The sequence below is a fragment of the Paratissierella segnis genome (assembly GCF_014385195.1).
Lineage (GTDB): Bacteria > Bacillota > Clostridia > Tissierellales > Tissierellaceae > Paratissierella > Paratissierella segnis.
In genome coordinates this window covers 26,353-52,622 of record NZ_JACRTG010000002.1, presented here as the reverse complement: position 1 = coordinate 52,622, position 26,270 = coordinate 26,353, and the positions used below count along the sequence as shown (strand labels likewise).

Below are 26,270 nucleotides of genomic sequence, written 5' to 3'. Positions count from 1 at the left end.
AATGGCAATTCTTATAGATTAAAAGAAACACAGCTTTGGTTAGAAAAGCAATAATTTTTTTACCTAAACTAGAGGAATTTTGGATTAGAATATAGAGGAATTTTCACTTGACAAATACATTGTTTATATATCTCTTTAAAATTCTTTGGTTTTTGAACAGAAGGACGTCCAAATTTTACACCTTTTTTTAATGCTGAATCTATACCTTCTCGTTGTCTTACTTTTATATTAGTTCGTTCCTGTTCAGCAAGCCAAGAAAGAATTTGAAGGACTAAATTAGTAACTAATTCTCCTATTCCATCTAAATCCTTGTATTTTCTTGTATCAAGAAGAGGCATATCTAAAACTACAATATAAATATTATTATCTATAAGCCATTGCCATTCATTTAAAATTCCTTGTTTATTTCTTCCTAACCTATCCAAACTATGAATGAATAATGTATCCCCAGTGCGAATAGAACGCTTTAATGCTTGCCATTCTGGGCGGTTAAAGTCCTTACCGCTTTGTTTGTCTACATATATATCCCTCTCATCAATTTGTATATCTAAATCATATATAGCATCTAACTGTCTATCTAAATTTTGTTCTTTCGTACTAACACGCAAATACGCATAATTTCTTTGCACGTTTTATCACTCCTATTATACTTAATATAATTTGCATAACTGTTTTCTTGCGAAAAGTATTGCTAAAGGTTTTAAATTACACACTTTATTACAAAGTATACTTTTTTATAAAGTGTTTTTTAAATAATAATTTATATACTATATTAAAGATTTTCTTATACGGTTTATTTGTATTTAATTACCTGGAATATTAGTAATACATTGTATCCAAAAACATATTAATGAACTGGATTGAATGTTTTGGAATACTAGGTTGTATTTGTTTTTTAATATAAAACCCAACATGACTTCTTAATAATATATTATATAAGATATGACGTTGGGTTTCGATATAAGCCAGTATTTAAGCCTGTTACAAGGCTCTTATTTTTTTGAGTTTTACAAAACGAAAAACAGTTAAGCAATAATAACTCTATATTGTTTAATAAAGTATACTTTTATAAACAACTAAAAACTATATTAAAAAGTATTTAAAAAAGTCTAACACACTACTTTTTAAACATTTATAAATAGTAATATACTTTTATAAACAGTATAACGTATAAACTATAATAATGCAGCGTATAAAATAAAAAACTTTTAAAGTAGTTAAAGAATAGTAGAGAATTGTAATACTATCTATATAAAGTCTATCTATATAAAGTCCCATTTGGGTTTACACCCTAAAATTAAATATAAAAAAGTGATAGGCTCATTACCGAACAAGCCTACCACCTTAATAGAAAAGGAGATGATTAAATTATGAATACTTTTCCGTTCTTTAATTATTTTCTGTAAAGTTGTTATTGTTAGTATATTATATAAACATACTTTGTAATTGCAAGTATTTTTTATTTATTTTTTATATTTTTCTCTTTAATTTTCTCTCGCTAAAGTCTCTTTATATTTTCTCTTTATTTCTTTATAATTATCACTATTGGCTGTTTTCATTCTTCTAAATCCTGCAAGTGTCGCAGGGGCTTCATTTTTAAGAACTGTCTTATACTTTTCCCACTGCAATCTATCATTTCTTAGTATTTGTTTTTCTCTTTGTTGTTTATAATATTCTTGCACTTGTTTACTGGATTTTGACGGCTCTTTAAAAGGTTCATTACTTATTTTAATATATTTATCTACATCGTTTAATTCTTCTACGAAAGGCTCAAGCACATGACGGCATCTTGGGTGTATATTAGCATAACCAGAACTAAACGCAATATCCAGTTTGGGAAATCTTTTATCCTTACCAGATATACTATAAACCCTACCTTCATATGTTTGACAAATAGGACAGGCTCCAAGATGTTCCGACATCTTTACTAAATCATAACCCAATTCGCTAACTTGTTTAATAGTAGCCGTATTTGTTATTTCTCTTGTTGTGCTTCTTGCTACCATATCTGCATAAGCATCCATTCTAATTTCTCGTCCATTTTTCGTTTTTATAGCACTAATACCGTTCTCTGCAAAGTTTTTTAATATATTTTTCTTACATTCTCTTAATGTCTCATTTGTGCTTAATTTTAAACCTATTGCTTCCTCTGTGGCTCTCTGAATGTTATCTTTTATCTGTCTACCTATAAAGTAATTAGTATCGTTTAAATCTCCCAATTTATTCCTAATAAACACATTAATAGTTTTACGATGTGTTTTAGATAACTCTTTTAAAATCTCTGCTTCTTTAGTGCTAATCATCTTCTTACCCAGTTTTCTATTTACATAAATTATTCCTTGTACATAAGATTGTTGTACTAAAGACTCCATTAATGGAGTAGCCTTGCTTAACAGTAAGGCTAATTCCTTATCTGTCTGTTTTAATAATTCTTTTCTATATTGTGCTACTGTTCCACGGGGTTCTATAGTTTGTAATAAACGAATAAGTTCCTGTTGAGAGGCTGTAAATAATCTAATTAGTTGTTCTATATAAGATAGTTTTCTTTTAGCCATTTAACATCACCTCTCTTACTCATTTATCTCTTCATCTATCTCTTCATCTTCTAATAAATGTGGATTAGGAATAAGCAGAGGATTGGCTTCCATTTCTTCTTGCACTATTCGTTCATATTCTTCTTCTGCTTCTTCACGGCTCATATCATTTGCCATCATAATAGAAGTAACGTGACTTAATGTAGGCTTATTACCATTTTTAATTTGCATAATTTCTGCTTCTTCTTTATCGTCATTTGTTAATCCATCTTTCCATTCAATAATTAATTCGTTTTCCGCTATGTTATAACCTTCCATTTTAGCACAACCAGAAATTGCCTTTCTAATTGCTGTATCCATAGAATTCCTTATTCTGCTAACCTTTTGTAAAGCAGTTTCCATTTTAAGTTTGTAAGCAATACCACTTATATTCCCATTTACATTTTCTTTATCGCCTAAAATTGTTCCACCCATTTCGCTAAGCGTATAAAGTGCATTTTGTAATTCTTGTATAAATCTAAAGTTTGCTTCAAGTTGTGCATCCCATGTTAGATAGTTCACTTTTCCATCCGTTCCTTCTACAACAAAATACGAACCTGTCTTTAAACTATAACTATCTGTTCTTCTATCGTATTTTAGCGCACTAGCGGGTCCTTGCATACTTGGTTCAGCATGTCTATCAAGAATTTTTGATATTTGGGAAAAACGTACTTCTAGTTCAGAAACAATAGTATCTATTACATCATAGTCAGAAATTCCAAAAATATTATCACTTGTAATAAGATTAGTTACGGGAATAATAGCAAAATCATTTAACCCAGTTTCTATTGTTTTTTCTTCATCAGTAAATTCTCTAACAATTTTTCCGTTTCGAATTAAAAAATATTTTATTGTATACCTACCTTTTTCGTGGATTTCACAATATAATTCTGTTTCTTTGTCATTAATTTGGCGTGGAATACAAAGAACATGATATTGTATTTTTCTTACATTTCTCGGGCTTACAATAGGAAACCATATCGCAGGTTGTGTTATATCTATTACACCTTTGTTTAATTCTTTATAAAGGTAAAAAAGTCCAACGCCGTATCTACTTGTATCCATCGCTGTTATATACATTAAATTAAAAACATCATTTTTATTTAAAATATCATCTAAAATCTTTTGTTTATTTTTGTCCTGAATAGTAATTTTAGGTGTTTCACCCACAAGTAAATCGGCTACTTTTTTAGTAACAAGTTGATGATAGTTTAAAATCATATCAAAAGATACAATTTCTGTATAATCATTATTAATTCTTTTTATTCTATTAAATTGATTCTTATAAACTTCTTCGTGTTTACCTTCAAAAAGTTTTTTATAATCTATATAATTTTCTAATCTTTCTTTTTCAGTTGCAGGTGGAAAAGTTTGTCCAACCTGTAAAAATTTTAAATCTGTAAGCATAGGTACATACCCCCTTTTATGTTACTTTAATTTAATAAAACCAACTCCGTTTTTACTTCCCCAGAATTGTTCTGTAGCATATCTAATAGCGGCAATCGCATCATCCTGGAACGGAACAGGTTCTTCTAATACAGTTCCATTTTTATCCACTTTGTATTGCCAGTTCTGAATTTCTTTAATTGTATTTACACATTTAGTATTTATATAAATTTTTCTTCCTCTTAAATAATCAATCCCCATTTTCACAGAGTTTTTCCCTTTTTCTGCTCCACGAATAGAAAGAAAATTATAATTGCGAAATTCTTTAATTCTATCAGGTTCGGCAGAATCAGCAATAATTGAAATATTCCTATCTACTATAAACTTCTCTGCCTTTGTAATTAATTCCGTATTAGTCAATTTTCTTTCGTATAATTCATTCAAAACATAAACATTGTCATCTTTTATTCCAACCAAAATTAGAGCGGATGGATGGTTATAACCAAAGTCTAAACCATACGTCAAATAATCATAATCTCTCCAAATATTTGATAACGATAAATCTTTAACTTCCCAATTAGAAAGAATAATATTTCCAAAACTTCCCCATTCGCCTAATACATCAACACAATATTTTATATAATCTATATCTTTTAAGGATTCTAGTGATTCAATATAATCATTATCAAGGAATCTATTTGAATGATAAGTAGTTTTTAATATTTCAGTTTTATTTCTAATACTTTTATTTGTAGTATCAAAGAAATAAGACTTTAACCAACTTAACTGCGAAACAGGGTTAAAGGTTAATAAGATATTATAAGGAATATTATATCCGTCAAAACCACGCAAAGAGTTATTAAGATATATAAAATCATCTTGTGTAATTTGATTCGCTTCTTCTATCCAAAGATGTTTTATATTACCGTTTAATGCTTTTATCCCTTTAATTTTCTCTTTATCATCTAGTCCTTTAAAAAGAATCTGGTTTTGATTAACTAAACAAGTAATAGTCATATCCTGCTGATTCACTTTAAAAAAACGGGATAATCCGTATTCTAATATCAATCCGTAAATTAGTGAAAAGGTACTGTTTCTGTTTGCATTTAACCATTTTCTCACAACAAGCACATTAAATCCTTTAATTGATAATACATTGTAAATAATTCGTTGTGCAGCGCTATGGCTTTTACCAGAACCTCTTCCGCCAAACCAAATTAGAAACCTTTTAGAGAAGTCAGTCAAATACGGTAAATAAGCCGTATTAAAAATTTCTTCATCAAATTGAATATTAATCTTGCTCATTGTCATCACTACCTTTTTTCTTAAGCGTTACAACGATATCAAAATTTCCGTCAGTATCATCATTATTTAGTTGTTTCTCTTTTATTTTCAATTCAATTTCTTTCATTTTTAATTCAATTTCTTCTAATTCAGTTTTATAGATTTTTCGTTTATCTGCTAAATATAAAAGAGTTTTTACATCACCTGCTTGAATTTTTTTATTTATTGCATCTTTAACTTTTGTATTAAATTTGTAATAACCCTTATAATATGTTTCTAAAAATTTCTTTCTGCGATATAATGTACTTCTGTTTACATCCATTTTTGCTGCAATTTCTTCTACTGTATATCCTTCTGATGCCAATTTCTCTACTATATCCATATCTATTACTTTTCTAGGACGTGCCATTTTTATCGCCCCCCTTTTGCGAAAAATTCTTATGTTTTTTGTTGCAAAACTTTACTTCGTTCTTTATAACCAATCATTTAAAGCATTTTCAAGTTAAAAACTCATATTGATAATTCAAAAGGGGACAAAAAGGCATAAAAAAAAGCCCGTTTTGGGCTTTTAGTAAGAATTTATATACTTTTATTTAATTATATTTAGAATATCTGAATTATCTACTTTTTTATAAGCAATGGCTTTTATTATATTTGTAAGAATTATACTATTATCTTTTATTTCTCCCACTAAAGTAAATTTAAAGTCTTTACTATAAGTAAGAATAAAATCTTTATTTTCTTTTATATTAATTACTTCTAATTGTTTTAAAATTACTTCCTTATCTAATTTATATTTTTCTATTAGACTATTACACTCTATAATTACCTTACTCAAATATATCAACTCCTTATTTTTAGTATAACATAATAAAAAGATACTAAATAGCATACTTTGTTGCTAAATAGCATCCTTTTGTTCTAATATATATAGTCCGTATAGTCCAATACAAGTTGCATCTGCTTCATCTTCACTAAAATCTCTTCCGTAAATCTCTTTACACTTCTCTTTTGTATTCTCTTTTTGTTCTGCTCTTTTTCTTCCTTTTATCCCGTTCCAAGATTTCCAAACGGAAGGGGGAATTATTTCAAAAGGTATATTTAACTCTATAAGTAAATTAATAATTACACCCTGCAAATTGGCTAAAATTTTATATGTCTTTTGATTTTTTTGATATTGGATATCTTCTAAAAACACATAATCTATATTATTATCTATAATTAATTCCCGTATGTATTCTTTAGTTTGTTGTATACGAATAAATAATTCTCCAGACGGTTTAAAATAACCAGATTTTTTAAGATTCTTATTTTTAAATATTGCAAAACCAGTTAGCGCTGTAGACTGGTCGAGTGCAAGTATATTCATATTACCACCTCCTATGTAAAGGGGTATTTATAAAAATACCACCTTTTAAATAAAAACCTAAAGTAATATATTTTATAAAAAACTTAATGGAGGTAAGTATAAGATATAAAATGATATATTATAATTGCAAGTATTTTTTAAATTTAATTTAATGGGATAGAATAAATAAATTCTAAATTATCTAAAATATTTAAAGGAACTAATCTGCCCCAATTATAATATAATACTTTACCATCACTTCCTGTTGTTGGTGCTTTTTTAATTTTACATTTATACATATTATCCTTAAACCATTCTCTAAATTCTTCCGTATAAATTACATAAATTTTTTTGTCTGGAACAACTACATAAAGATAATCTGATTCTGTATAAAACATCCAACCTTGTTTACCATTACTTTTTGTTTCCACGAAAAAGTTACCTGTCACCGTTCCTGCTTTTTCTGTTTTTACTTCAACTTTTTTAGTAAGTTTATTATTTTTATACAAAAGTAAATCTACATCTTTTTTTCGCCATTCGGTTTTATCTGTAACATTTTTTACTGTATATCCTTTATTTTCTAAAAGTTTACTAACTATTTGTTCTCCTTTATCACCAATTTTCTTTTTATTGTAAAAAGAATCTTCATTTTGTAATTTAATATATTTCATAGTCATCATCTCCCTTTTATGGGAAGATGTGCTTAATATTTATCTATTTTTATTATATTTTTTCTTTATTAAAAATTCTCGTAAGGCTTGCTATTTCTCGTTTGTGCCACCTTCTCTCTGTTTTATGTTGTAAGTATAATACAGAAAGATACTTTTTAATGTCAAGTATTTTTTTTCTAAAAAATACATAAAAAAACACCTGTTATTTTAACAAGTGTTATAATAAATGTTTTTCTTTTATAAGTTTTCTTTTATCATTTTTTCTATTTCTTCGATTTCCTCATTGTTATTTTTTACATATTTATCTAATTCATCGATATATTTATAAAATTTAGCACTTTTATTTTGTTTTTCTATATCTATTAAATATTCCTCAGCATCTGCGTAGTATTGTTCTAAAAGATTAAGTTCTTTTTTCTTACTTAACCTTAGATATTTGTTAAATTCCTTAAAATCTTGAACTCCTAATATTTTACATAATCCTATTACGCTAGAATATTGATTATATTCTATTTCCTTTAAACTTAATTTTTTTGGCCCAAATTTTGCATTGCTTATAGTATCTATAACAATTTTATTATAAACTTTTTCTAAAAGTTCCCTTTTTTGAAGCAATGTAAGCGAAGTAAAATAATCTTCTATGTTTTTAAATTCTTCTTGTTTTTTAACTTCTGTAAATAACGCTTCTCTTCGCTTTTCCGCTGATATTATTTTATTTTGTTGTTCTTTTTTTAACTCTTGCACCTTTTCAATTTCATCTTCCGTTTCTTTTATCATTTTTTCTAGTCGCTTATATTTTATTGTATTTTTATCTTCATCAAGTTGTCGTTCAATAAGACTATCCATCTTAGTCATAAGTCTGCTTTCATTTTTTTCAAGATTTTTTATATCTTCCTTAATTTTATTAACTTCTGCATCGAAAATCATTTCTTCTCTTGTCCCGTGTTTCTCTCGTAAATAATTTTGATACTCTTTTACAAGTAAAAACGCTTCTTTTAGCCTTTTAAAAAAATCATCTTTGATTAAGGCAAATACCCTTTCTTCTTGAACACTATAATAGCCGTCACAGATGTTTTTCCCTGCGTTGTATGTTGAACATTTATAATACACTTTCGCTTCTGATATACTACCGTCTGCTCGTCTGTGTCCAGGTTGTAAAGAAGATGTCATTTTCCCATTACAGTTCGGGCAATGCAAAATATTAATGAACATTTTTTTATGTGCATCATAATACTCTTGTTTAGTTACATTAGACATTGCTTCAGCCATATCTTTATTCTGTCTAACTAATTTTCTACTTCTTAATCTTTCTACAGTTTCTAAAAAAAATTCTTCCGTAATTATTGATTCGTGATTTCCTTGTGGTAAATCGTAAAAATCTATACTATAAATATCTGTCTTTTCCCATATCCTTACACCTTGCTCTGTTTTTTTCTTTTGTTTCCTTTTTCCCCAAAATAATCTACCTGCATACACGGGATTTTCTAATATTTTTTGAACCGTAGCAGTTGCAAATTGTTTACCTTTTCTTGTTCTATACCCGTTTAAATTAAGATATTGTGCAACATTTTTTATACTGTATTTTTCCTTAGTAAAAAGGTTAAATATTAATTCTACAATTTGCTTTTCTTCTACATCTACGACTAATCTTTTTTTTATATCTTTCTTTTTTGTCTTTTTGTCTTGTTTAAAATCTTTATCTTCTTCTTGCTTAGTAGAATAAAATTCGTATTTATAACCTAAAGGTGCGGGTCCTCCGTAGTAATTACCGTTTAATACGGATTTTTCTAAACCTGCTTTAACACGCTCTCTTAACTGGTCGATAAACAACTCATTTAGCATACTATAGATAGAAACCATTATTTTAGCCGTTTGATTGTTTATATCTCCTTGAAACGCACCGTCTACAGTATATAACTTGAGTTGATTTTCTTTTAAAAGTTTAAAAATCTCTAAAGTATGACTTATACTTCTACTAATACGGCTTAAATCATAACAACAGATACCTTCTATGTTGCTATTTGGTTCTTGTAATTGTTTTAATAACTCTTTAAGTTCATCTCTTTGTTCTATAGTCGTTCCGCTAATTCCTGCATCACAAAAAAACAGAAAATCTTCTTCTTTGTAGCCTTGCGATTTTAAATAGTAAATACATTTCTCTCTTTGTACTTCAAGCGAATATCTATCCTCTGCTGCTTGCTTCGCCGAAGATACCCTTGTGTAAATTGCTACCTTACCCATAATACATTTCTCCTTTTTTACATGTCTTCCTTATGTTTTTAGCATAACACAAAAAAAACACGGTTAATTAGAGTCCTGTATTAGCGGTGATACGGTTCTCCATTTATAATCCTCCAAGACCTATATATCTGCTCCAACAATATAAGCCTCATCAATTGATGGGGAAATGTCATCTTTGAAAAAGATAATTTAAAATTGCTTTTACTCAGCACTTCATTTGACAATCCTACTGAGCCTCCTATGATAAAGGTGATATCATTTGTCCCATTTATCATTAAATCTTGAATTTTAAATGCTAAATCTTCTGAGGAAAGCTCTTTTCCATCTATGGATAATGCTATAACAAAGGAGTTCGGCGGTATTTTTCCCAATATCCTCTCTCCTTCTTTTTGTTTTACAATCTCCATTTCTTTTTTAGACAAACTTTCCGGTACCTTCTCATCATCTATTTCAACAATATCTAAGGTACAATATCTGGACAATCTTTTGGAAAACTCTTTGATTCCTTCTTGTATATATTTTTCCTTAATCTTCCCTACTGAAATAATTTTAATTTTCACAAGTATTCCTGCCTTATTAAATTTTTATTTAAAAAGCGATGCAATAAATATTTGCATCGCTTTTACCCTTATAATAGTTTTCTTGTTTCCTCCAATGCCTTATCATAATCGGGATGGTTCGATACTTCCTTTACATATTCAACGTATCTTACTGTATTGTCCTTATCCAGTACAATTATGCCTCTGGATAATAATCTCAATTCTTCAATTACAAATCCATAGTTTAATCCAAAGGATAGATCCTTATGATCCGATAAGGTTATGACCTTGTCTATATTATTTGAACTGCAGAATCTCTTTTGAGCATAAGGCAAATCTACGGATATTGTAAGTATTACAACATTATCTAAATCTGCAGCTTCTTCATTAAACCTAATGGTCTGCAGTTCACACACTCCCGTGTCTAATGATGGGACTACAGATATGATTTTAATCTTATCGCCTGCATCTTTTAAAGTATATGGTTTCAAATCCCCGGTCAATACTGTAAAATCCGGTGCTTTATCGCCTATTTTAATTTCCGGTCCTAATAAAGTCATAGGATTTCCCTTCATAGTAATTATATTTGCCCTTTTTTCAATCACTTAAATCCCCCCTATAAAAGTATCCAAGATATTATCTAAATGTAGTTTATAATTACCCAATAACATCATTAATATGCACTATCTAAACCAATCTCTTACTTCTTCCAATAATTCAAAATTGGTTAGGTCGTAGAAAAGGGGGCTTAATGTTGCATATCCTTTAGATAAATAATATCTATCTGTTCCCTCATCAGGTTGAGATTCCTTACGTCCTTTGAGTTTGAGTACATTCTCTCCGTTCTCGTCGGTGTCCATATAGTAATAGTCAAATATTACTCCCCCTATTTTGCATATCTTAATTTCCTTCTCTATGTCCTCTAATTCAAAAGGAGTATTTACATTTAAAACTATATTTGTCCTTAACAATTCTTCCTTAGTTTCTTCAAGAACTTTTCTGGCATATTTACTAGCTATTTCATAGTTTGCTTTCCCGTCAATCCATTCAGCAGATATAGCTATTGCAGGCTTATTGAATATATTTGCCTCAATAGCAGCCGATACCGTTCCCGAATACAATATATCCATTCCTGAATTAAGTCCCATATTTATCCCGGAAATTACTATATCAATATTTTCATCTACCAACATTTCCATACCTGCGCGAACACAATCTGCCGGAGTTCCTGATATACTATAAGCCCTTGATTTTAATCCTTCTAGTTTTATTTCCTTCACTACCAACGGTTTATTCAATGTAATAGCATGGCTTTGAGCACTTTTTTGGACCTCCGGAGCTACGATTGTTACGTCGTTGTCCTTCTCAAGTTCTTTTGCCAAAGCAAAGATTCCATCAGACATTATACCGTCATCATTTGTAATTAAAATCTTCATTAACCAACCTCCTACAAAACTCTCTTTTTAAATTGGTTTAATTGCCTAATATAACTTAATATTTCACTATAATTCCCCATATTACAAACTATATACACAAGTAGACTTATCTCTAAAGGATAAATTTAATCTTATATTGTTGTCTACATCCAATCCCTGTTTTAAGATTATGCTCCTTACAGTTTCATATGCCAGCTTAGGTCTATTGTTATCTTGGCTGAGATGTCCAAGAAGCACAATCTCTCCATTTCCCGACAATACATCCCCTAAAACATTACCTGCATCAACATTTGATAAGTGCCCTATATTGCTCATTATCCTTTGTTTTAAAGGGTATGGGTATGAGCCTTCCCTAAGCATTTCAACATCGTGATTTGATTCCATAAAATATAAATGTGAATTTTTGATACTTTCCCTCATGCTGTCATTGACCCAGCCGGTATCCGTTATAATGCTAATTTTAATGTTATTATAATACACCAAATAGCCTACAGGTTCCATTGCATCATGGGATACATTGAATGGATGTATGTATAGATCATTTAAATTAAATGATTTGTTTGTATTGAAAACCTTAGTATTCTTTTCCTTTATCTTCTTGATGATTGGATCCATCCCAACCCATGTATTTGAATTTGCATATATAGGTAAATCATACCTTCTGGAAAGAACGCCTACCCCCATGGTGTGATCAATGTGTTCATGTGTTACCAATATAGCATCTAAGGTTGTTGGACACACCCCAATTGATCCTAAAAGAGTTTCAATCTTCTTTCCGCTAAATCCTGCATCTATTAAAATTCTGGTATTTTCAGTTTCTATATACTGACAATTGCCACTGCTTCCGCTGGAGAGTGAACAAAATTTAATCGACATGACTTTTCCCGCCTTCTATTTGTATCTTATTACATTATAATAAAAAAGACCTCTAATAAGCAACATATAAATTATATAATACCATTTTTGAAATCCCATAGTTCTTTTATTTTAAAAAAAAAAGGAAATAAATTTCCTTCTAGTAATAATTGTAACTATCTATAAAAACTTTATGTCCGTCATCAAATTGAATCCTCCAAGCCGGAGTCGCTCTGCCTTGTTTAGCTTCATCCGGATTATCGACGTAAGCATTCTTTTCAGGTTCGAAATAATAGCATATTGATATATCCTTTATGCATCTTCCATATGCATCTTCCATGCTCAATAATCCTAAAATTGACTTGGGAGCTGAGGAAATGCTTAATGGCTTCTCTCCTACATCTACAACGTTTAGCCATTTCCTTTCCATTTCAACTACCCCTTTATTTCCCACATGTATAATTGTATAGGAATTTTCCAGAAAGTTACTATTATACAATTTAGTAAATTCAATCTTATATCCATCATCTACTTGCCTTATATATGATAATTTCATATCTTCTGTGGAGAAATTCTTATCATTTAAAAAGTTCATAGCTATATTAACAGCATCATCTTCATCTTTTATATCATATATAATTTTATCCGATTTGGATTGATACATTAACAATTTTTCATTTGTGATTGTAATTAATTCATCATTATAACCTATATCTACAATTTCCTCTGCACTCTCACTTATAGTTCCTTTGTCATTAAAGAAATTTTTATTTATTATATCTGGCTCCACATTTTCATATTCAACAGTCAGCCATGATATTTGAGGAATTTTTCTTGGAATTTCCGTATCGAGTTTAATTCCCTTATCCTCCAAAAGTCTAACTACATCTTCAATAAATCCCTTTTTAAGGGTTGGATCCATATTTCTTTCACTTTGGTATAAAATCAACCCAAGTAATATATTTGTTATTATTAGAGCTACAATCAATATAGACTTTGCCTTAGACCAATCCATATCATCACCATCTATCTTTCAAAAACTAGAGTCCCGGTATATGCATCAAAAGCATATAATTTGCCACCAAATCTAATAGTCCATACACCTATCAATTTTTCTCCCTTGTCCTTAAGACAAGGATCATAATATGCCAGAGTAATATCTTCAATAGATGATGTGACCTCTTGTATTATTTCTTCTCCCACTTCTTCTCTAGTCATATTTTTAGATTCAAGATATCTTTCAACCAAAAATTCAGCATTCTGGTCAATTACGTCATAAGATGTTAACATTTTTCTTCCATCAACAATGGGGTTTAAATTAATATCCGTTTCTCGCCTTATAAAATGTTTATAGCTTCTTATGTGATTATTAAAAACTTCCATCTGGATATATTCTCCTACTTCCTTGTTTCCAAGTATAATTGGAATACCCCTTATTCTGTATCTAAATGTAAATCTATATCCAAAACTCTCTTCAGATTCGATTCCCTCAACCTTTGCTAAATACATTCCTTTTTCAGCTTTAGTCTTTTCATTGATGAAATCAGCTGCATTAGATAAACTTATATACAAATTTCTTTCAGTTACCTTCTCTTCAAGAGGATGATAATACTCCAACAATCCATTCATACTTAATTTTAAAAACCTATTTTCATATACATATATAGATGAACCATTAGCTTCAACTATTTCTTGTATATTTTCTATGTTTGTAGAAAAGAATTCCTCAGCAAGCAAATCCTTTTCTGTTCTATCTAAGAAAGCAATTTCGTTTGTCACATATACAACCGGTAAACTATTTTTAATTTCATAAGGTATATAAATATCTTTTTGTGTCCCTTGGACCTCCCTCATGGAGTAATAATAATCGAAATTTTCGTAATCCTCTATACTTGTTAATTTATTCTTTAATATTTTTGTATCCAATTCATTGTCATAAGCTTTTACATGTTTATCACCCAATGAAAAAATAAAAAAAGGATCACCATTACCTAAAAAGATATAGATATCAGTTATATTAGGTATAGTATCCACAATATTATTAGGGGAATTAACATCCCAAGCCTTTGCCAATATATAGGTATTTACCATCTCCGGAAAATAACAGACAAGGGATCTTTGTTCCTGATATTTTAAATATTCTTCTTTTGTGATTTCCTCAAATTTTATCTTATCCGACCCCAAAAGTACTTTAAGGCAAGTCATAGCATTATCCCATAGTTTATATTTATCTTCATATACCAGAGTATATTTTCCTTTATTAAATTTTAAAAGATACTTATTGGGTGCTATCATATCCGATAGCAAATAGGATGATGACAATTTCTCTTTAGATTCAAATATTGTAAATATATTTCCCGGTAATTGTATCCACAATTTCTGAGTCAAAAAAATACCTAATAATACCAAAGAAAAAAGGAGAATAGTCTTGACTCTTTCTCTCATAGTATCATCTCCTTATCCAAATGACTGGCATTATTTTAACAGCGGTAAAACCTCAGATAATTTTGAATCTCCCGTTACATTCAATCTGTTGTCGGTTTTAGCCTTATCATATACATATACAATAAATTCCTTTGATTCAACACCTTCTACTCCAAAGTTTACAACAACTTTATTAATTCCTTTTACTAAATCCATCTGCTTTTGAAAAAATCCCAAATTGCCTGAGGTAACTTTTTCTGAAATTACTAAAATATAATCTTTCTCCGTTGGAAGCTTATCAAGATTAAATGTTTTCTTCTCTATATCAATATCGGTTGTACCATAGACATCTATCATAATTTCAGTCCCCGAAGGAGCTTTTCCATTAAATAGTATTACCTTATCCGCAGTAGAATAGGATTCTTTATCAGGCTTTAGAACTTGATATTTACTAGCATCTACGGCGAAACTCAATGAACTGAAACTTATTAAACTAAAACATATTAGTGCGCATAAAACAAACTTTTTCCACATATCCATACCTCCTTCTTTAACTTACTTTAATGCAATTTAATTATATAGTAAATATATTACAGAATTATTACAGCACAATTAAGATTGAATTACACTTGTTGGCAATTTAATTATAACTTCTGTTCCTATGTTTGGTTCACTATTTAGTACTATATTTCCATTATGCGCTTCAATTATTTCTTTTGCAATAGATAATCCTAAACCTGTTCCTCCCAAATCCCGGCTTCTGCCTTTTTCAACCCTATAAAATCTTTCAAATATTCTTTTTTGATCCATCTGTGGAATGCCAATACCATTGTCCTTAATGCTAATTACCACATCTCCCTCAGCTTCATAATTATTTATCTCTATTATACCGTTGTCTTCAGTATATTTTATGGAATTAGATATAATATTTAGTATAACCTGTTCAATACCATCTTTATCAACTACTACATTGGGAATGTCTTCCTCTATATTTAATATTAGCCTATGTCCTTTTTCCTTAATCAATAAATCCAATTTTGAAATTATATCCCGTATTATTTCTCCGGTAGATATTTCAACCTTTTTCCAATTGGTTTTTTTATAATCCAAATTTGATAATTGCAATAAATCTCTGACCAATCTTGTCATTCTATCACATTCGCTATCAATTACAGTTAAAAATCTATCTTTTGTATTTTTATCTATATCATCTTCCATTAAGGTTTCCGTATAGCTCTTTATAGTAGTAATAGGTGTCTTTAATTCATGAGATACATTTGCTACAAATTCTTTTCTCATATTATCTAATCTATGCTCGCGGGTTATGTCTTGGAACACTATAATTAGTCCGCCAATATCATTTTTTTCATTTTTAAAAGGCGCATACTTTACCTTAAATACTTGAGAATTTATCTCAGTTATCACATCTCCTTCTAGACTATTTGTTATATTATAATTTATATTACCTAAATTGATATCTGATAAATTAAATACCTTTTCATTGAAATTATTCCCTAAATTCAACAATTCTATAGCTATTGGATTAGCATGTATAATGCTGCCGTTTCTATCTATGGCAACAACTCCTTCAGCCATATAATTGAATATCGTATCAAGCTTACTTTTTTCTAAATCCATATCCTGAATTGTCTGATTAAGCTTTAAGGTCAAATGATTAAACATATTTGCCAATTGTCCGATTTCGTCGTCGGACTTTACTTCAACAAATTGATCGAAATTTCCCATTGCCATTTCCTCGGCCTTTTTGGTTACATCATGTATTGGCTCTGTAATACTGCTGGCAATCATAAATCCTAAAAGTACTGTAATACCTAAAGCCAAAAATGTAGCATTTGTCAAGATAGTCTTAGATTCATTTACGGTAGCATACACATTTTTTAAATCCGAGGTCATATAAAGTATGCCCTTGACCTTACCATTACTTGAAAATACCGGATATGCAACATGTTCTAACGGAATATTGTCTATAACTTCCTTATTTACTGCCGTTTCCCCTTCAAAGGCTTTCAGAACTAATGTAGGATCAATAAATCTTTGCTGAAATGCACTGTCGCCGATAATTCTATCATTTTGTTTAGATGAGGATGCTATGATAGTAGGTATATCTTCATTTAAAATAACATAAAGGGTTTCTGCACTTGATGCATACTCAGTTATTGTATCTTGTATTTCTTCTCTGTTTGCAACCCAGTCATCGGAAGTTAGATAAGTTGAATAGCTTGCAATGTTTTCCAATTTATATTCCATCGAAGTGATAACACTGTTTATTTGGTGCTGTTCCAATTTATCCACAATAAATATTCCTATTATAACCATTGCAATAAATACTAATAAAAAATATATTACAATGAATCTCCATTTAATACTGGAAAACATGGATTACCCCCTCCCGAAGTAATAGCCAACTCCTCTTTTGGTTAATATATATTTAAATTCTCCATTATTATCTTCAATTTTTTCTCTAAGTCTTCTTATAGTAACATCAACTGTTCTAATATCACCATAGTATTCATAACCCCACACTTCCTCCAGAAGCTGTTCCCTAGTAAAGACTTGCTCTGCACTCGATGCTAAAAATTTCAATAATTCAAACTCTCTTAATGTCAATTCTACAACTTTACCATTTTTTAAAACCTCATATTTTACTAAATCTATTTCCAATTCATCCGACTTTATTACATTGGTATTTCCCTTGATACTTGAATAGTCTACCCTTCTTAGGTTGGCCTTTATTCGTGCAATCAGCTCTCGCATACTAAAAGGCTTGACCACATAATCATCGGCGCCAAGCTCAAGTCCCAATACCTTGTCCACTTCTTCTTCTTTAGCTGTCAGCATTATTACAGGAAATTTGTATGATAATCTGACTTCTTTTAATACTTGAAATCCATCCTTTTTAGGCATCATAATATCTAGGACAACTAAATTAGGCTGAAAACTTTTTACCTTCTCCAACCCCTCTTCTCCATCATATGCTGTTTCTACCTGATATCCTTCTTTTTCAAGATTAAACTTTATAATATCCGCAATGGCTTTTTCATCATCAACTACTAACACCTTGTCACTCATTTATTAATCCACTCCTAATAGTATAAAAATTAACAGAGAGTTGGAATCTCTCCCTATATATGGTATGTATCATAAAACTCATTATTATTTCTAGAATGATTATCATATCTATGCCTTAATTTGTCTCTATATATAGATTATCTACTAAGGCTTAGCTAAAGTCAAATACTTATTAATTCCATAATATTTAATATTTTTGTTGATTAAAATAAAATTTTAGCATATAATAATAGTATCAAAGGGGAGTAGCTTATAATTAGTTAATCGTCAATACGGTTAATCCCGGTTAACTGACCTCTATTAGGAAGCAAGACCTTTGTTTATGATAATCATAAACAAAGGTCTTTTTTTGTTTTTTTATATTAAAAAAATGATATACTAGTAGTATTGTTAGAAAAATTTGTTAGGAAAAAGAGAGGTGGTTTTTATGGAATGGTACTTAAAAAGTAAAGAAGAAGTCCTATCCGAATTGAATGTAGAATCCGATGTGGGTTTAAAGGAAAACGAAATAAGTAAGAGGCTGGAAAAATATGGACTAAATGAATTACAAGAAGAAAAAGGGCGGTCCTTTTTTTCAAAATTGTTAGCACAATTTTCCGATTTTCTTGTATTAATTCTAATTGGAGCAGCAATTATTTCTATCGCTGTTGGTGAATCTAGCGATGCTATTGTTATATTGGCAATTGTAGTTGTCAATGCTTTTTTAGGTATGTATCAAGAGGGCAAGGCAGAAAAAGCCCTGGATGCCTTAAAAAAGATGGCATCTCCTAATGCCAAAGTCATAAGAGATTCACAAGTTATAGTAGTACCTGCCAATACATTGACTCCAGGTGACATTGTCTTATTGGAAACCGGAGATATAATTCCTGCAGATTTGAGGCTTATTGAAAGTTCAAATCTTAAAATTGAAGAAGCCTCCCTAACCGGAGAATCGGTTCCATCCGAAAAGGAAGCTAATGAATCTTTTGACAAGGAAGTTTCATTAGGTGACAGACACAATATGGCTTATATGAGCACCATAGTCACTTACGGCAGAGGTAAAGGCGTAGCGGTAGGCACTGGACATAATACCGAAATAGGTAAAATAGCTACAATGATACAGTCATTTGAAGATGAAACGACTCCTTTGCAAAAGAAATTAAACCAATTGGGGAAAATTTTGGGTATTTCTACAATTGTAATATGTATTCTTGTATTTGTTATAGGTCTACTTCAAGGAAGAGAGCCGCTTGAAATGTTTATGGTTGCGATCAGTCTGGCAGTAGCAGCTATTCCAGAGGGATTGCCTGCTATAGTAACGATTGTATTGGCTATCGGTATGAATAGAATGGTCAAACGGAATGCTATAGTTAAAAGACTTTTAGCAGTAGAAACCTTAGGATGTACTACTGTTATTTGCTCTGATAAGACAGGTACATTGACTCAAAATGAAATGACAGTAGTTAAAGTTTATGTTGATGATAAAATACTGGATGTAACCGGCACCGGATATGACCCTACCGGTGAATTTAAAATAGAAGGTGAAGTAATTTCTACTGATTCAATTGAAAGTTTAAATACATTGCTCTCAATAGGTATGCTGACCAATGATGCGAAACTTGATAAATCAGATGATTTATATAAAATAATAGGAGATCCTACTGAAGGGTCACTGGTTACTTTAGCCGGAAAAGCTAATATAACAAATGAGATTAATAAATCCTACATCAGAATAGAAGAGATCCCATTTGACTCAGGTAGAAAGATGATGACTACTTTTCATGAAAACTTTATACCGGGAAAAATGGTATCCTTTACAAAAGGTGCTCCTGATATAATCATCAAAAGGTGTAGTTCTATTAAAATAGAAGACAAGGTTGTGCCTTTTACAGATGAATTAAAAAAAGAAGCATTAGAAATAAATAGTAAATTTGCTAAGGATGCTTTGAGAGTCCTAGCTTTTGCCTTTAGGGAATATGATGACTTGCCTTCTAATATATCACCAGAAAATAATGAGACAAATATGATATTTGTTGGCCTTGTTGGAATGATTGATCCTCCTAGACCGGAAGCAAAGGACGCAATTAAAGAGTGTAAAGAAGCAGGAATAAATACAATAATGATTACCGGTGACTACAAAGAAACTGCCTTCGCTATAGCAAAGGCTTTAGGAATGGCTGAAACAGAAGACCAAGCAATGATGGGCGAAGAATTAGATAATGTTTCCGACGAAGATCTAAAAGAAATAGTTAAAAAGGTGAAAGTATTTGCTCGTGTTTCTCCAGAGCACAAGGTTAGAATCGTTTCTGCATTACGGGCAAATGGGAATATCGCTGCAATGACGGGTGATGGCGTAAATGATGCTATGGCATTGAAAAAAGCAGATATAGGTGTTTCTATGGGCATTACAGGAACAGACGTTGCTAAAAATACAGCAGATTTGATTCTTACCGATGATAATTTTGCAAGTATTGTTTCTGCGGTGGAAGAGGGCAGGATAATTTATGATAATATCAAGAAATTTGTGTTCTTCCTATTATCCTGTAATATAGGAGAGATATTACTGGTATTTGTAAGTATACTGTTGAATCTGCCGGTTCCCTTATTGCCGATTCAGCTACTCTGGTTAAACTTAGTGACTGATAGTTTTCCAGCCTTAGCTCTTGGTGTTGAAAAAGGAGATCCGGATATAATGTCACAAAACCCCAGAAACCCTAATGAACCCATATTGGATAAACATATGGTAATAGGCATTGTTTTCCAAAGCATTGCAATTGCAATTGCAGCATTATCTGCTTATTGGTGGGGAATTTACAGATATGGTTTAGATAATATACTTGAGGCTAGAACTATTGCCTTTACTACATTGATAACTGCTGAATTATTGAGAGCATATTCCACTAGGTCAACACATTATACTATGTTTGAAATTGGCGTTTTCTCAAACAAAACCCTTGTATATGGAACAACCTTTTCTTTTATACTGATGTTAGTGGTAATATATATACCATTTTTAAATCCAATATTCCATACATTTCCACTAGGATTTACTGATTGGGAAATTATCTTGGCTTTTGCTTTTCTTCCTTTATTGATTGGAGAAATAGTCAAATTAATTGTTCATAAAAAGCATTAAATAACATTTAACATTAAAAAAGTGGCGGATCATCAATCATCAATCCGCTACTTTTTTTCATTTAACGCAATAAATTATAAATTTATCACATTTTAAATTTTTGAAGCATAGAATAGAGAAAGGAAGGTGGTTATATTGAGAAGAGGAAATAATGAAAAGCTATGTCCAATATTAAGCTCTAAGATAATGGCTCAAACAATAGAGGAAGTCCCCGTTATAATACAATTTAACGAAGTATATAATAATTTAAGGCAGAGTATAAAAAGCTTTGCAACATCTTTAAAATCAGAATTGTCTATAATAGATGGATACGCCGGAGAAATGTCTACAGATATGATATATAGGCTATCCACCAGTCCTGAAGTAGACTATATTAGTTTTGATTCACAAGTTTATACTCAATTGGATATTTCTACAGCTGCAATGGAAGCATATTTCCCCCATGATAAAGGCTTCGAAGGTGAAGGGATAACTGTTGCCGTTATAGACACAGGAGTAGCACCTCATGATGATTTAATCAAACCAATTAATAGGATAGTTGATTTCAAGGATTTTGTTAATAACAAAAAAACTCCATATGATGATAATGGTCACGGCACTCATGTAGCAGGAATTATTGCAAGTAATGGGTATTCTTCAAGAGGCAAACTATCGGGAATCGCTCCTAAAGCAAACATTGTAGGAATTAAGGCATTGGATGAAAACGGCGGCGGTAGTACCTCAGATATCATTTCAGCGATTTCCTATGTCATAGAAAATAAAGATAGGCTCAATATAAAATTGATAAATTTATCTTTAGGAACTCCCGCTACAAATCCCAGCAACAAAGACCCTCTATGTAAAGCGGTAGATAGAGCTATTTCCGAAGGCCTAATAGTTGTAACTGCTGCAGGTAATAGCGGACCAAATGAGAATACGATTCTTTCCCCTGGTGTAAATAAAAATGTAATAACGGTTGGTGCCGTAGATGATAAAAGGACTATTGATATTAAAGACGACACCATAGCAAAATTTTCAAGTAGAGGCCCTACAAAGGAAGGAATTAATAAACCTGATTTGGTGGCGCCGGGAGTAAATATAAAATCCCTATCCAACACAAAATTAGATAGTTATTCATCTCTAAGCGGCACTTCAATGGCAACACCATTGGTAACAGGAAGCATTGCGTTATTATTAAACAAAGATAATAATCTGACTCACAATGAAGTAAAAAATATGCTGATTAAATCATGCTTAGATCTAAACAACAGCCCTGATAGTCAAGGAGCTGGAATGTTAAATTTAAAAGCGTTGTTCCAAGGCGATTCAGTTGAAAAAAATGAAGTGGAATCAATAAGTGGAAATAGGGATGATCTATTAGAAAGTTTAGTTATGTTGTTGATTATATTTTTCTTGTTGGATTCGAAAATATAATCAATGCTTCATTATTGTATTATCTCGAACACAGTCGAGAGATTTCCACTTTTCAATTCCTTATAATCCAAAATCATAAAAATACTTGGAGGATACCTCCAAGTATTTTTTATAAGGTTGTAAATTATCTATATTTATAAGTGTTGAATTTCTTCATGACTTCATCCATTTGTTCTTTAGTTAATATATTGGGACCTCCTAAAGCCTTGGTTAAATAATATATTTCTGAAACAAACTCCAAATGTTCTGCCGTTTTGCATCCCCTTTGTTTCTCTTTTAGATAACAATCCTCAGGCATACAGCACATCCTCTCTCCCTTATTTCATCATATTTTTAATATTCTACATTTGTTTGATTATCTCTCTCATTAAAACCTTAAAATCATTAGCAGCTTCTTTTGCAGTTTCATCCACTTCCTCTGTGGTTAAAGGTTGATCTAATATACCTGCTGCCATATTTGTGATAAGTGATAATCCCAATACCTTCATACCGCAATGAGCAGCAGTTATAGTTTCCGTTACCGTTGACATCCCTACTGCATCTCCGCCTAAAATCCTAATTGCTCGTATTTCTGCAGGGCTTTCAAATTGAGGTCCTGAACAATAAAAATAAACACCTTCATTAATTTTTACCCCTAAGTCTCTAGCAACCTTTTTAGCTAATTGCCTGTATTCTTCTGTATAAGCCTTTGACATATCAAAAAATCTAGGCCCAAATTCTGTAATATTTAACCCTCTAACCGGACTTGCTCCTGTTAATTTTATATGATCTTTTATTATCATTATCTCTCCGGGACTATAAGAAGTATTAACAGCACCTGCTGCATTAGTTAGGATAACAGCTTCTACTCCTAATAGATGAAATACCCTTATTGGCGTAACCAATTGTTCAAAATCATATCCTTCATAATAATGGAATCTTCCAGACATACAAACAATCTTCTTACCACCTAATTCTCCTAGAATAAGCTTACCTGCATGAGACTCAACAGTTGTCATTAGAAAATTAGGTATATCTTTGTATTCAATGACCACAGGATTTTCTATCTCTTCAGATAATGTACCTAGAGAAGATCCTAAAATCAAAGCTATTTCAGGTTTAAAATCAATTTTACTAAGTATATAATCTGCACTTTCTTTAAAATATCCATAATTGTATTTCAAGCTTTATCTCCTCTTTTCTGATATATTATATAAATCAAATTAAAATAAAATTTATAGAATTACAAAAAGCTGCACACCAAGTATAAAGTGTACAGCTAAACCTTCGATTTTCTATTTTACAAAATTGGCCGGATTTACATTTACTCCATTTTTAAGAACCTCTAAGTGAAGATGAGACCCCGTAGAATTTCCGGTATTACCTACATTGGCTATATGCTGTCCCTTATAAACCTTGTCTCCGGTTTTAACCAAGATTTTGCTGCAATGAGCATATCTGGTCTTATATCCATTTCCATGATCTATTTCAACCAAATTCCCATATGAGCCTTTGCTTCCTGTAAATGTTACCTTTCCGCCATCAGCTGCTTTTATAGCTGAGCCATAGCTTGCCGCTATATCTAAGCCTTTATGCATTCTACCCCATCTCATACCATATCTTGAAGATATTCTCCCTCTTGTCGGCATTAAAAAGCTTCCTGTTGCAATTGTTTTTGGTACTTCTTTAGTTCCCTTAACTACAAGTTCGTCAATTGGTTCCTCAATTACTTCTTCATTGATTATTTCTCGCTCAAATAACATTCCATTGTGTCTTATTTCATTTGCAACAATTTTTGATTTTCCTCTTTTACCCTCTACCTTAACCGTTTTCTGATTAGCATACATGTTTTTATCGTATTCGACTTGCACTTCATAATTTGTATCCTCAACATATTCTATCTCTTCCACTGTAGCTACTGTAATTTTAGATTTAGGTACAAGTAATTTTACTTCATCCCCGGGTTTAAGTTTTTTAGGATCTTTATCAAGATTTGCCTCGACTAATTCATCAACTGTAGTATCATACATCTTTGCTATAGTCCAAAAACTTTCACCAACTTCAACTACATGAGTTTTAATTTCTTCAGATCCGGTTTGTAAATACTTAATCACGTCATCAGAATTCGCAATTTTATTTAAAGGAACTTCCTTTTTAGCTACATTTACATTTTCTAAAAATTTTATTTCTTTAACTTTCGATTCATCATCCTTAATATCTACAAAGGGCTCTTTTATCTTATCCAATATTTCTTGGGCATCTTCTTCATGTTTAAGTACCCCAACTTCTTCTCCATTAACCTGCAAAGAATATCCGCTGACTACGAAGTTAATCTTAGACTTTATGTTATTTCTTAAATCAGTATCGGATATCAAGTTCTTCTCCTTACAATGAGTTGCCTCAAAATTTAACTCATTATCCAATACTACATCTACATCATATGTATTTGATAGTTCTCTCTTTATATCTGCCATTACAGATACTGCTTCTTCTTCGGTCCTTACTTTACCTAAGAGCTCACTTCCTAAGAATACATCAAATCCCCTTGTCCTTATCTCGTTTATTTTATAACCCGTGAAACCTAGTCCAGCCATCACAACTACCATAAATAAGATTAGAACTCTCCGAAAATTGATTTCATTTAAATCATATTTTTTTAATTTCTTTATGTCAAATTTTTTTAATTTTCTTATATCGAATCTCTTTATGTCTATTTTCTTAATGTCTATTTTCTTTAGCTTATCAAGTAAAACCATAATCTTGTTGCTATTTGAAGTATTTGGTTCTGATGGATTTTGTTCAATCATAAGCTTTCCTCCTTAGTAGAGATTTGAGTTTGTAACCATTTTGTAATCTTTATAACGTAATAATTATATCATAGTATAAATATATATCAACCTTATTAAAAAGCCATACTATATAGGACTGATAAGGCAATTCATATCATCAAGATAAGCAATACCAACATCCTGAAAATTTTAAAGTTGGCAGTTTGTAAAATATTAAAAATATTTAATATTTAATATTTAAATCCATTAGTAATAACTTCTAACTTATAGTCCATAAAGTCAAATACTATATCCTTTTTATCGTTATTCATAAGTTCCCCATCTAAGTTTATAATCACATTTGATTCATTTTTTATTATCACCTTATTAGCTTTGAATATATCGACATACTTAGAATATCTTAAATGGTTACCCTTAAAAATAGATGGGAATAAAAATGGTACCATGCAATTTTTTATATCCTTAATAATGCAAACATGAAAATACCCATCATCTATTTCAGCCATTGGAAGAATTTTCATGCCCCCACCATAATAGCTGCCATTGCCTACTGCAATGAGTAGAAAGTTTCTTTGATATTCCTTACCATCAATTATTAAAGAAATATCTCTTCTCCGATAGGTGAAAAGCGTAATTAAAACACTTAATATATATGCAATTTTACCTTTTATTCTCTTTTTTATAACTTCAGTATTTTTTACCGTTTCTGCGTCAAAACCAATACTGGCTATATTAAGAAATAAAGTCCCATTAACTATTCCTATATCTATATTTTTGGTAGTATTCTCTATAATTGCATCCAATGCTTCAATTGGATTTTGTGATAATCCCAAGGATTTACTCATATCATTACCAGTTCCCCCTGGTATAATACCTAATATTCCCTTTTTTTTGTTGATTATTCCTTTAGCTACCTCATTAATAGTACCATCGCCACCTACTGCTACGATTACCGAAAACTTGTCTACATTTTCTTCAGAGATGTTAATAGCTTCTTTAGGTCGTTTTGTATATATAATTTTATATTCAATATTGTTTTCCGTCATCCTTTCTGTTATGATTGGCACTATTTCCTTAGTTCTCCCTCCGCCTGCTATAGGATTTACGATAAATAGTATATTTCTCAT

24 protein-coding genes are annotated in these 26,270 nt (G+C 30.7%); 2 read left to right on the top strand and 22 right to left on the bottom strand.

What is annotated here, in order from left to right; genetic code table 11:
• Positions 1–68: 68 nt before the first annotated feature.
• From H8707_RS00625 to H8707_RS00540, 18 genes are all read right to left on the bottom strand, one after another.
• Positions 69–629, bottom strand: coding sequence for a recombinase family protein (locus H8707_RS00625; RefSeq protein WP_262428210.1), 561 nt, complete (start codon positions 627–629; stop codon positions 69–71).
• Positions 630–1,484: 855 nt separating this feature from the next.
• Entirely contained in the window at positions 1,485–2,555 is a 1,071-nt protein-coding gene (locus H8707_RS00620) for a phage minor capsid protein (protein ID WP_262428209.1), read from the bottom strand.
• Positions 2,556–2,570: 15 nt separating this feature from the next.
• Positions 2,571–3,980 (bottom strand): phage portal protein, encoded by a 1,410-nt coding sequence (locus tag H8707_RS00615; protein ID WP_262428208.1) that lies wholly within the window; start codon positions 3,978–3,980, stop codon positions 2,571–2,573.
• Between the two features lie 21 nt (positions 3,981–4,001).
• Complete coding sequence (locus H8707_RS00610; RefSeq protein ID WP_262428207.1) at positions 4,002–5,264, bottom strand: PBSX family phage terminase large subunit; 1,263 nt, start codon at positions 5,262–5,264, stop codon at positions 4,002–4,004.
• The gene (locus H8707_RS00605) at positions 5,251–5,652 is read right to left on the bottom strand and encodes a helix-turn-helix domain-containing protein (RefSeq protein WP_262428206.1); all 402 of its coding nucleotides are present in this window, start codon (positions 5,650–5,652) and stop codon (positions 5,251–5,253) included. Before H8707_RS00605 ends, H8707_RS00610 begins: the two co-directional genes overlap by 14 nt.
• A gap of 180 nt (positions 5,653–5,832) precedes the next feature.
• Positions 5,833–6,081, bottom strand: a complete 249-nt coding sequence (locus H8707_RS00600; protein ID WP_262428205.1) for a hypothetical protein — start codon at positions 6,079–6,081, stop codon at positions 5,833–5,835.
• A 63-nt stretch (positions 6,082–6,144) separates the two neighbouring features.
• Positions 6,145–6,612: a RuvC family protein gene (locus tag H8707_RS00595; protein WP_262428204.1), complete on the bottom strand. Its 468-nt coding sequence runs from the start codon at positions 6,610–6,612 to the stop codon at positions 6,145–6,147.
• Positions 6,613–6,755: 143 nt separating this feature from the next.
• Entirely contained in the window at positions 6,756–7,262 is a 507-nt protein-coding gene (locus H8707_RS00590; protein WP_262428203.1) for a PDDEXK family nuclease, read from the bottom strand.
• 237 nt (positions 7,263–7,499) lie between these two features.
• Positions 7,500–9,503, bottom strand: coding sequence for a recombinase family protein (locus tag H8707_RS00585; protein ID WP_262428202.1), 2,004 nt, complete (start codon positions 9,501–9,503; stop codon positions 7,500–7,502).
• 80 nt (positions 9,504–9,583) lie between these two features.
• A complete protein-coding gene (gene rlmH, locus H8707_RS00580) occupies positions 9,584–10,063 on the bottom strand; it encodes a 23S rRNA (pseudouridine(1915)-N(3))-methyltransferase RlmH (RefSeq protein WP_262428201.1) in 480 nt (159 codons plus the stop codon).
• Positions 10,064–10,131: 68 nt separating this feature from the next.
• Positions 10,132–10,647, bottom strand: coding sequence for a thiol peroxidase (gene tpx / locus H8707_RS00575; RefSeq protein ID WP_262428200.1), 516 nt, complete (start codon positions 10,645–10,647; stop codon positions 10,132–10,134).
• A 78-nt stretch (positions 10,648–10,725) separates the two neighbouring features.
• Entirely contained in the window at positions 10,726–11,478 is a 753-nt protein-coding gene (surE, locus tag H8707_RS00570; protein ID WP_262428199.1) for a 5'/3'-nucleotidase SurE, read from the bottom strand.
• Positions 11,479–11,559: 81 nt separating this feature from the next.
• Positions 11,560–12,354: an MBL fold metallo-hydrolase gene (locus H8707_RS00565; protein WP_262428198.1), complete on the bottom strand. Its 795-nt coding sequence runs from the start codon at positions 12,352–12,354 to the stop codon at positions 11,560–11,562.
• 139 nt (positions 12,355–12,493) lie between these two features.
• Entirely contained in the window at positions 12,494–13,348 is an 855-nt protein-coding gene (yycI, locus tag H8707_RS00560) for a two-component system regulatory protein YycI (protein WP_262428197.1), read from the bottom strand.
• Between the two features lie 11 nt (positions 13,349–13,359).
• On the bottom strand, positions 13,360–14,778 hold the full coding sequence (locus H8707_RS00555; protein WP_262428196.1) for a YycH family regulatory protein: 1,419 nt from the start codon (positions 14,776–14,778) through the stop codon (positions 13,360–13,362).
• Positions 14,779–14,808: 30 nt separating this feature from the next.
• Positions 14,809–15,291 carry a hypothetical protein gene (locus H8707_RS00550; protein ID WP_262428195.1) on the bottom strand — a complete coding sequence of 161 codons (483 nt, stop codon included), beginning with the start codon at positions 15,289–15,291 and terminating at the stop codon, positions 14,809–14,811.
• Between the two features lie 78 nt (positions 15,292–15,369).
• A complete protein-coding gene (locus H8707_RS00545) occupies positions 15,370–17,154 on the bottom strand; it encodes a sensor histidine kinase (protein WP_262428194.1) in 1,785 nt (594 codons plus the stop codon).
• Between the two features lie 3 nt (positions 17,155–17,157).
• A complete protein-coding gene (locus tag H8707_RS00540; protein ID WP_262428193.1) occupies positions 17,158–17,847 on the bottom strand; it encodes a response regulator transcription factor in 690 nt (229 codons plus the stop codon).
• Positions 17,848–18,274: 427 nt separating this feature from the next.
• Here H8707_RS00540 and H8707_RS00535 point away from each other — a divergent pair, with 427 nt between their 5' ends.
• The gene (locus H8707_RS00535) at positions 18,275–20,962 is read left to right on the top strand and encodes a calcium-translocating P-type ATPase, SERCA-type (RefSeq protein WP_262428192.1); all 2,688 of its coding nucleotides are present in this window, start codon (positions 18,275–18,277) and stop codon (positions 20,960–20,962) included.
• Positions 20,963–21,097: 135 nt separating this feature from the next.
• Positions 21,098–22,375: a S8 family peptidase gene (locus H8707_RS00530; protein ID WP_262428191.1), complete on the top strand. Its 1,278-nt coding sequence runs from the start codon at positions 21,098–21,100 to the stop codon at positions 22,373–22,375.
• A 124-nt stretch (positions 22,376–22,499) separates the two neighbouring features.
• On the opposite strand, the gene H8707_RS00525 is transcribed toward H8707_RS00530, so the two are convergent.
• The 4 genes from H8707_RS00525 to H8707_RS00510 form a co-directional block, all read right to left on the bottom strand.
• Positions 22,500–22,673 carry a hypothetical protein gene (locus tag H8707_RS00525; RefSeq protein WP_262428190.1) on the bottom strand — a complete coding sequence of 58 codons (174 nt, stop codon included), beginning with the start codon at positions 22,671–22,673 and terminating at the stop codon, positions 22,500–22,502.
• 43 nt (positions 22,674–22,716) lie between these two features.
• Entirely contained in the window at positions 22,717–23,538 is an 822-nt protein-coding gene (locus H8707_RS00520) for a purine-nucleoside phosphorylase (RefSeq protein WP_262428189.1), read from the bottom strand.
• 111 nt (positions 23,539–23,649) lie between these two features.
• The gene (locus H8707_RS00515) at positions 23,650–25,161 is read right to left on the bottom strand and encodes a peptidoglycan DD-metalloendopeptidase family protein (RefSeq protein ID WP_316699564.1); all 1,512 of its coding nucleotides are present in this window, start codon (positions 25,159–25,161) and stop codon (positions 23,650–23,652) included.
• Positions 25,162–25,373: 212 nt separating this feature from the next.
• Positions 25,374–26,270, bottom strand: coding sequence for a diacylglycerol/lipid kinase family protein (locus H8707_RS00510; protein WP_262428188.1), 897 nt, complete (start codon positions 26,268–26,270; stop codon positions 25,374–25,376).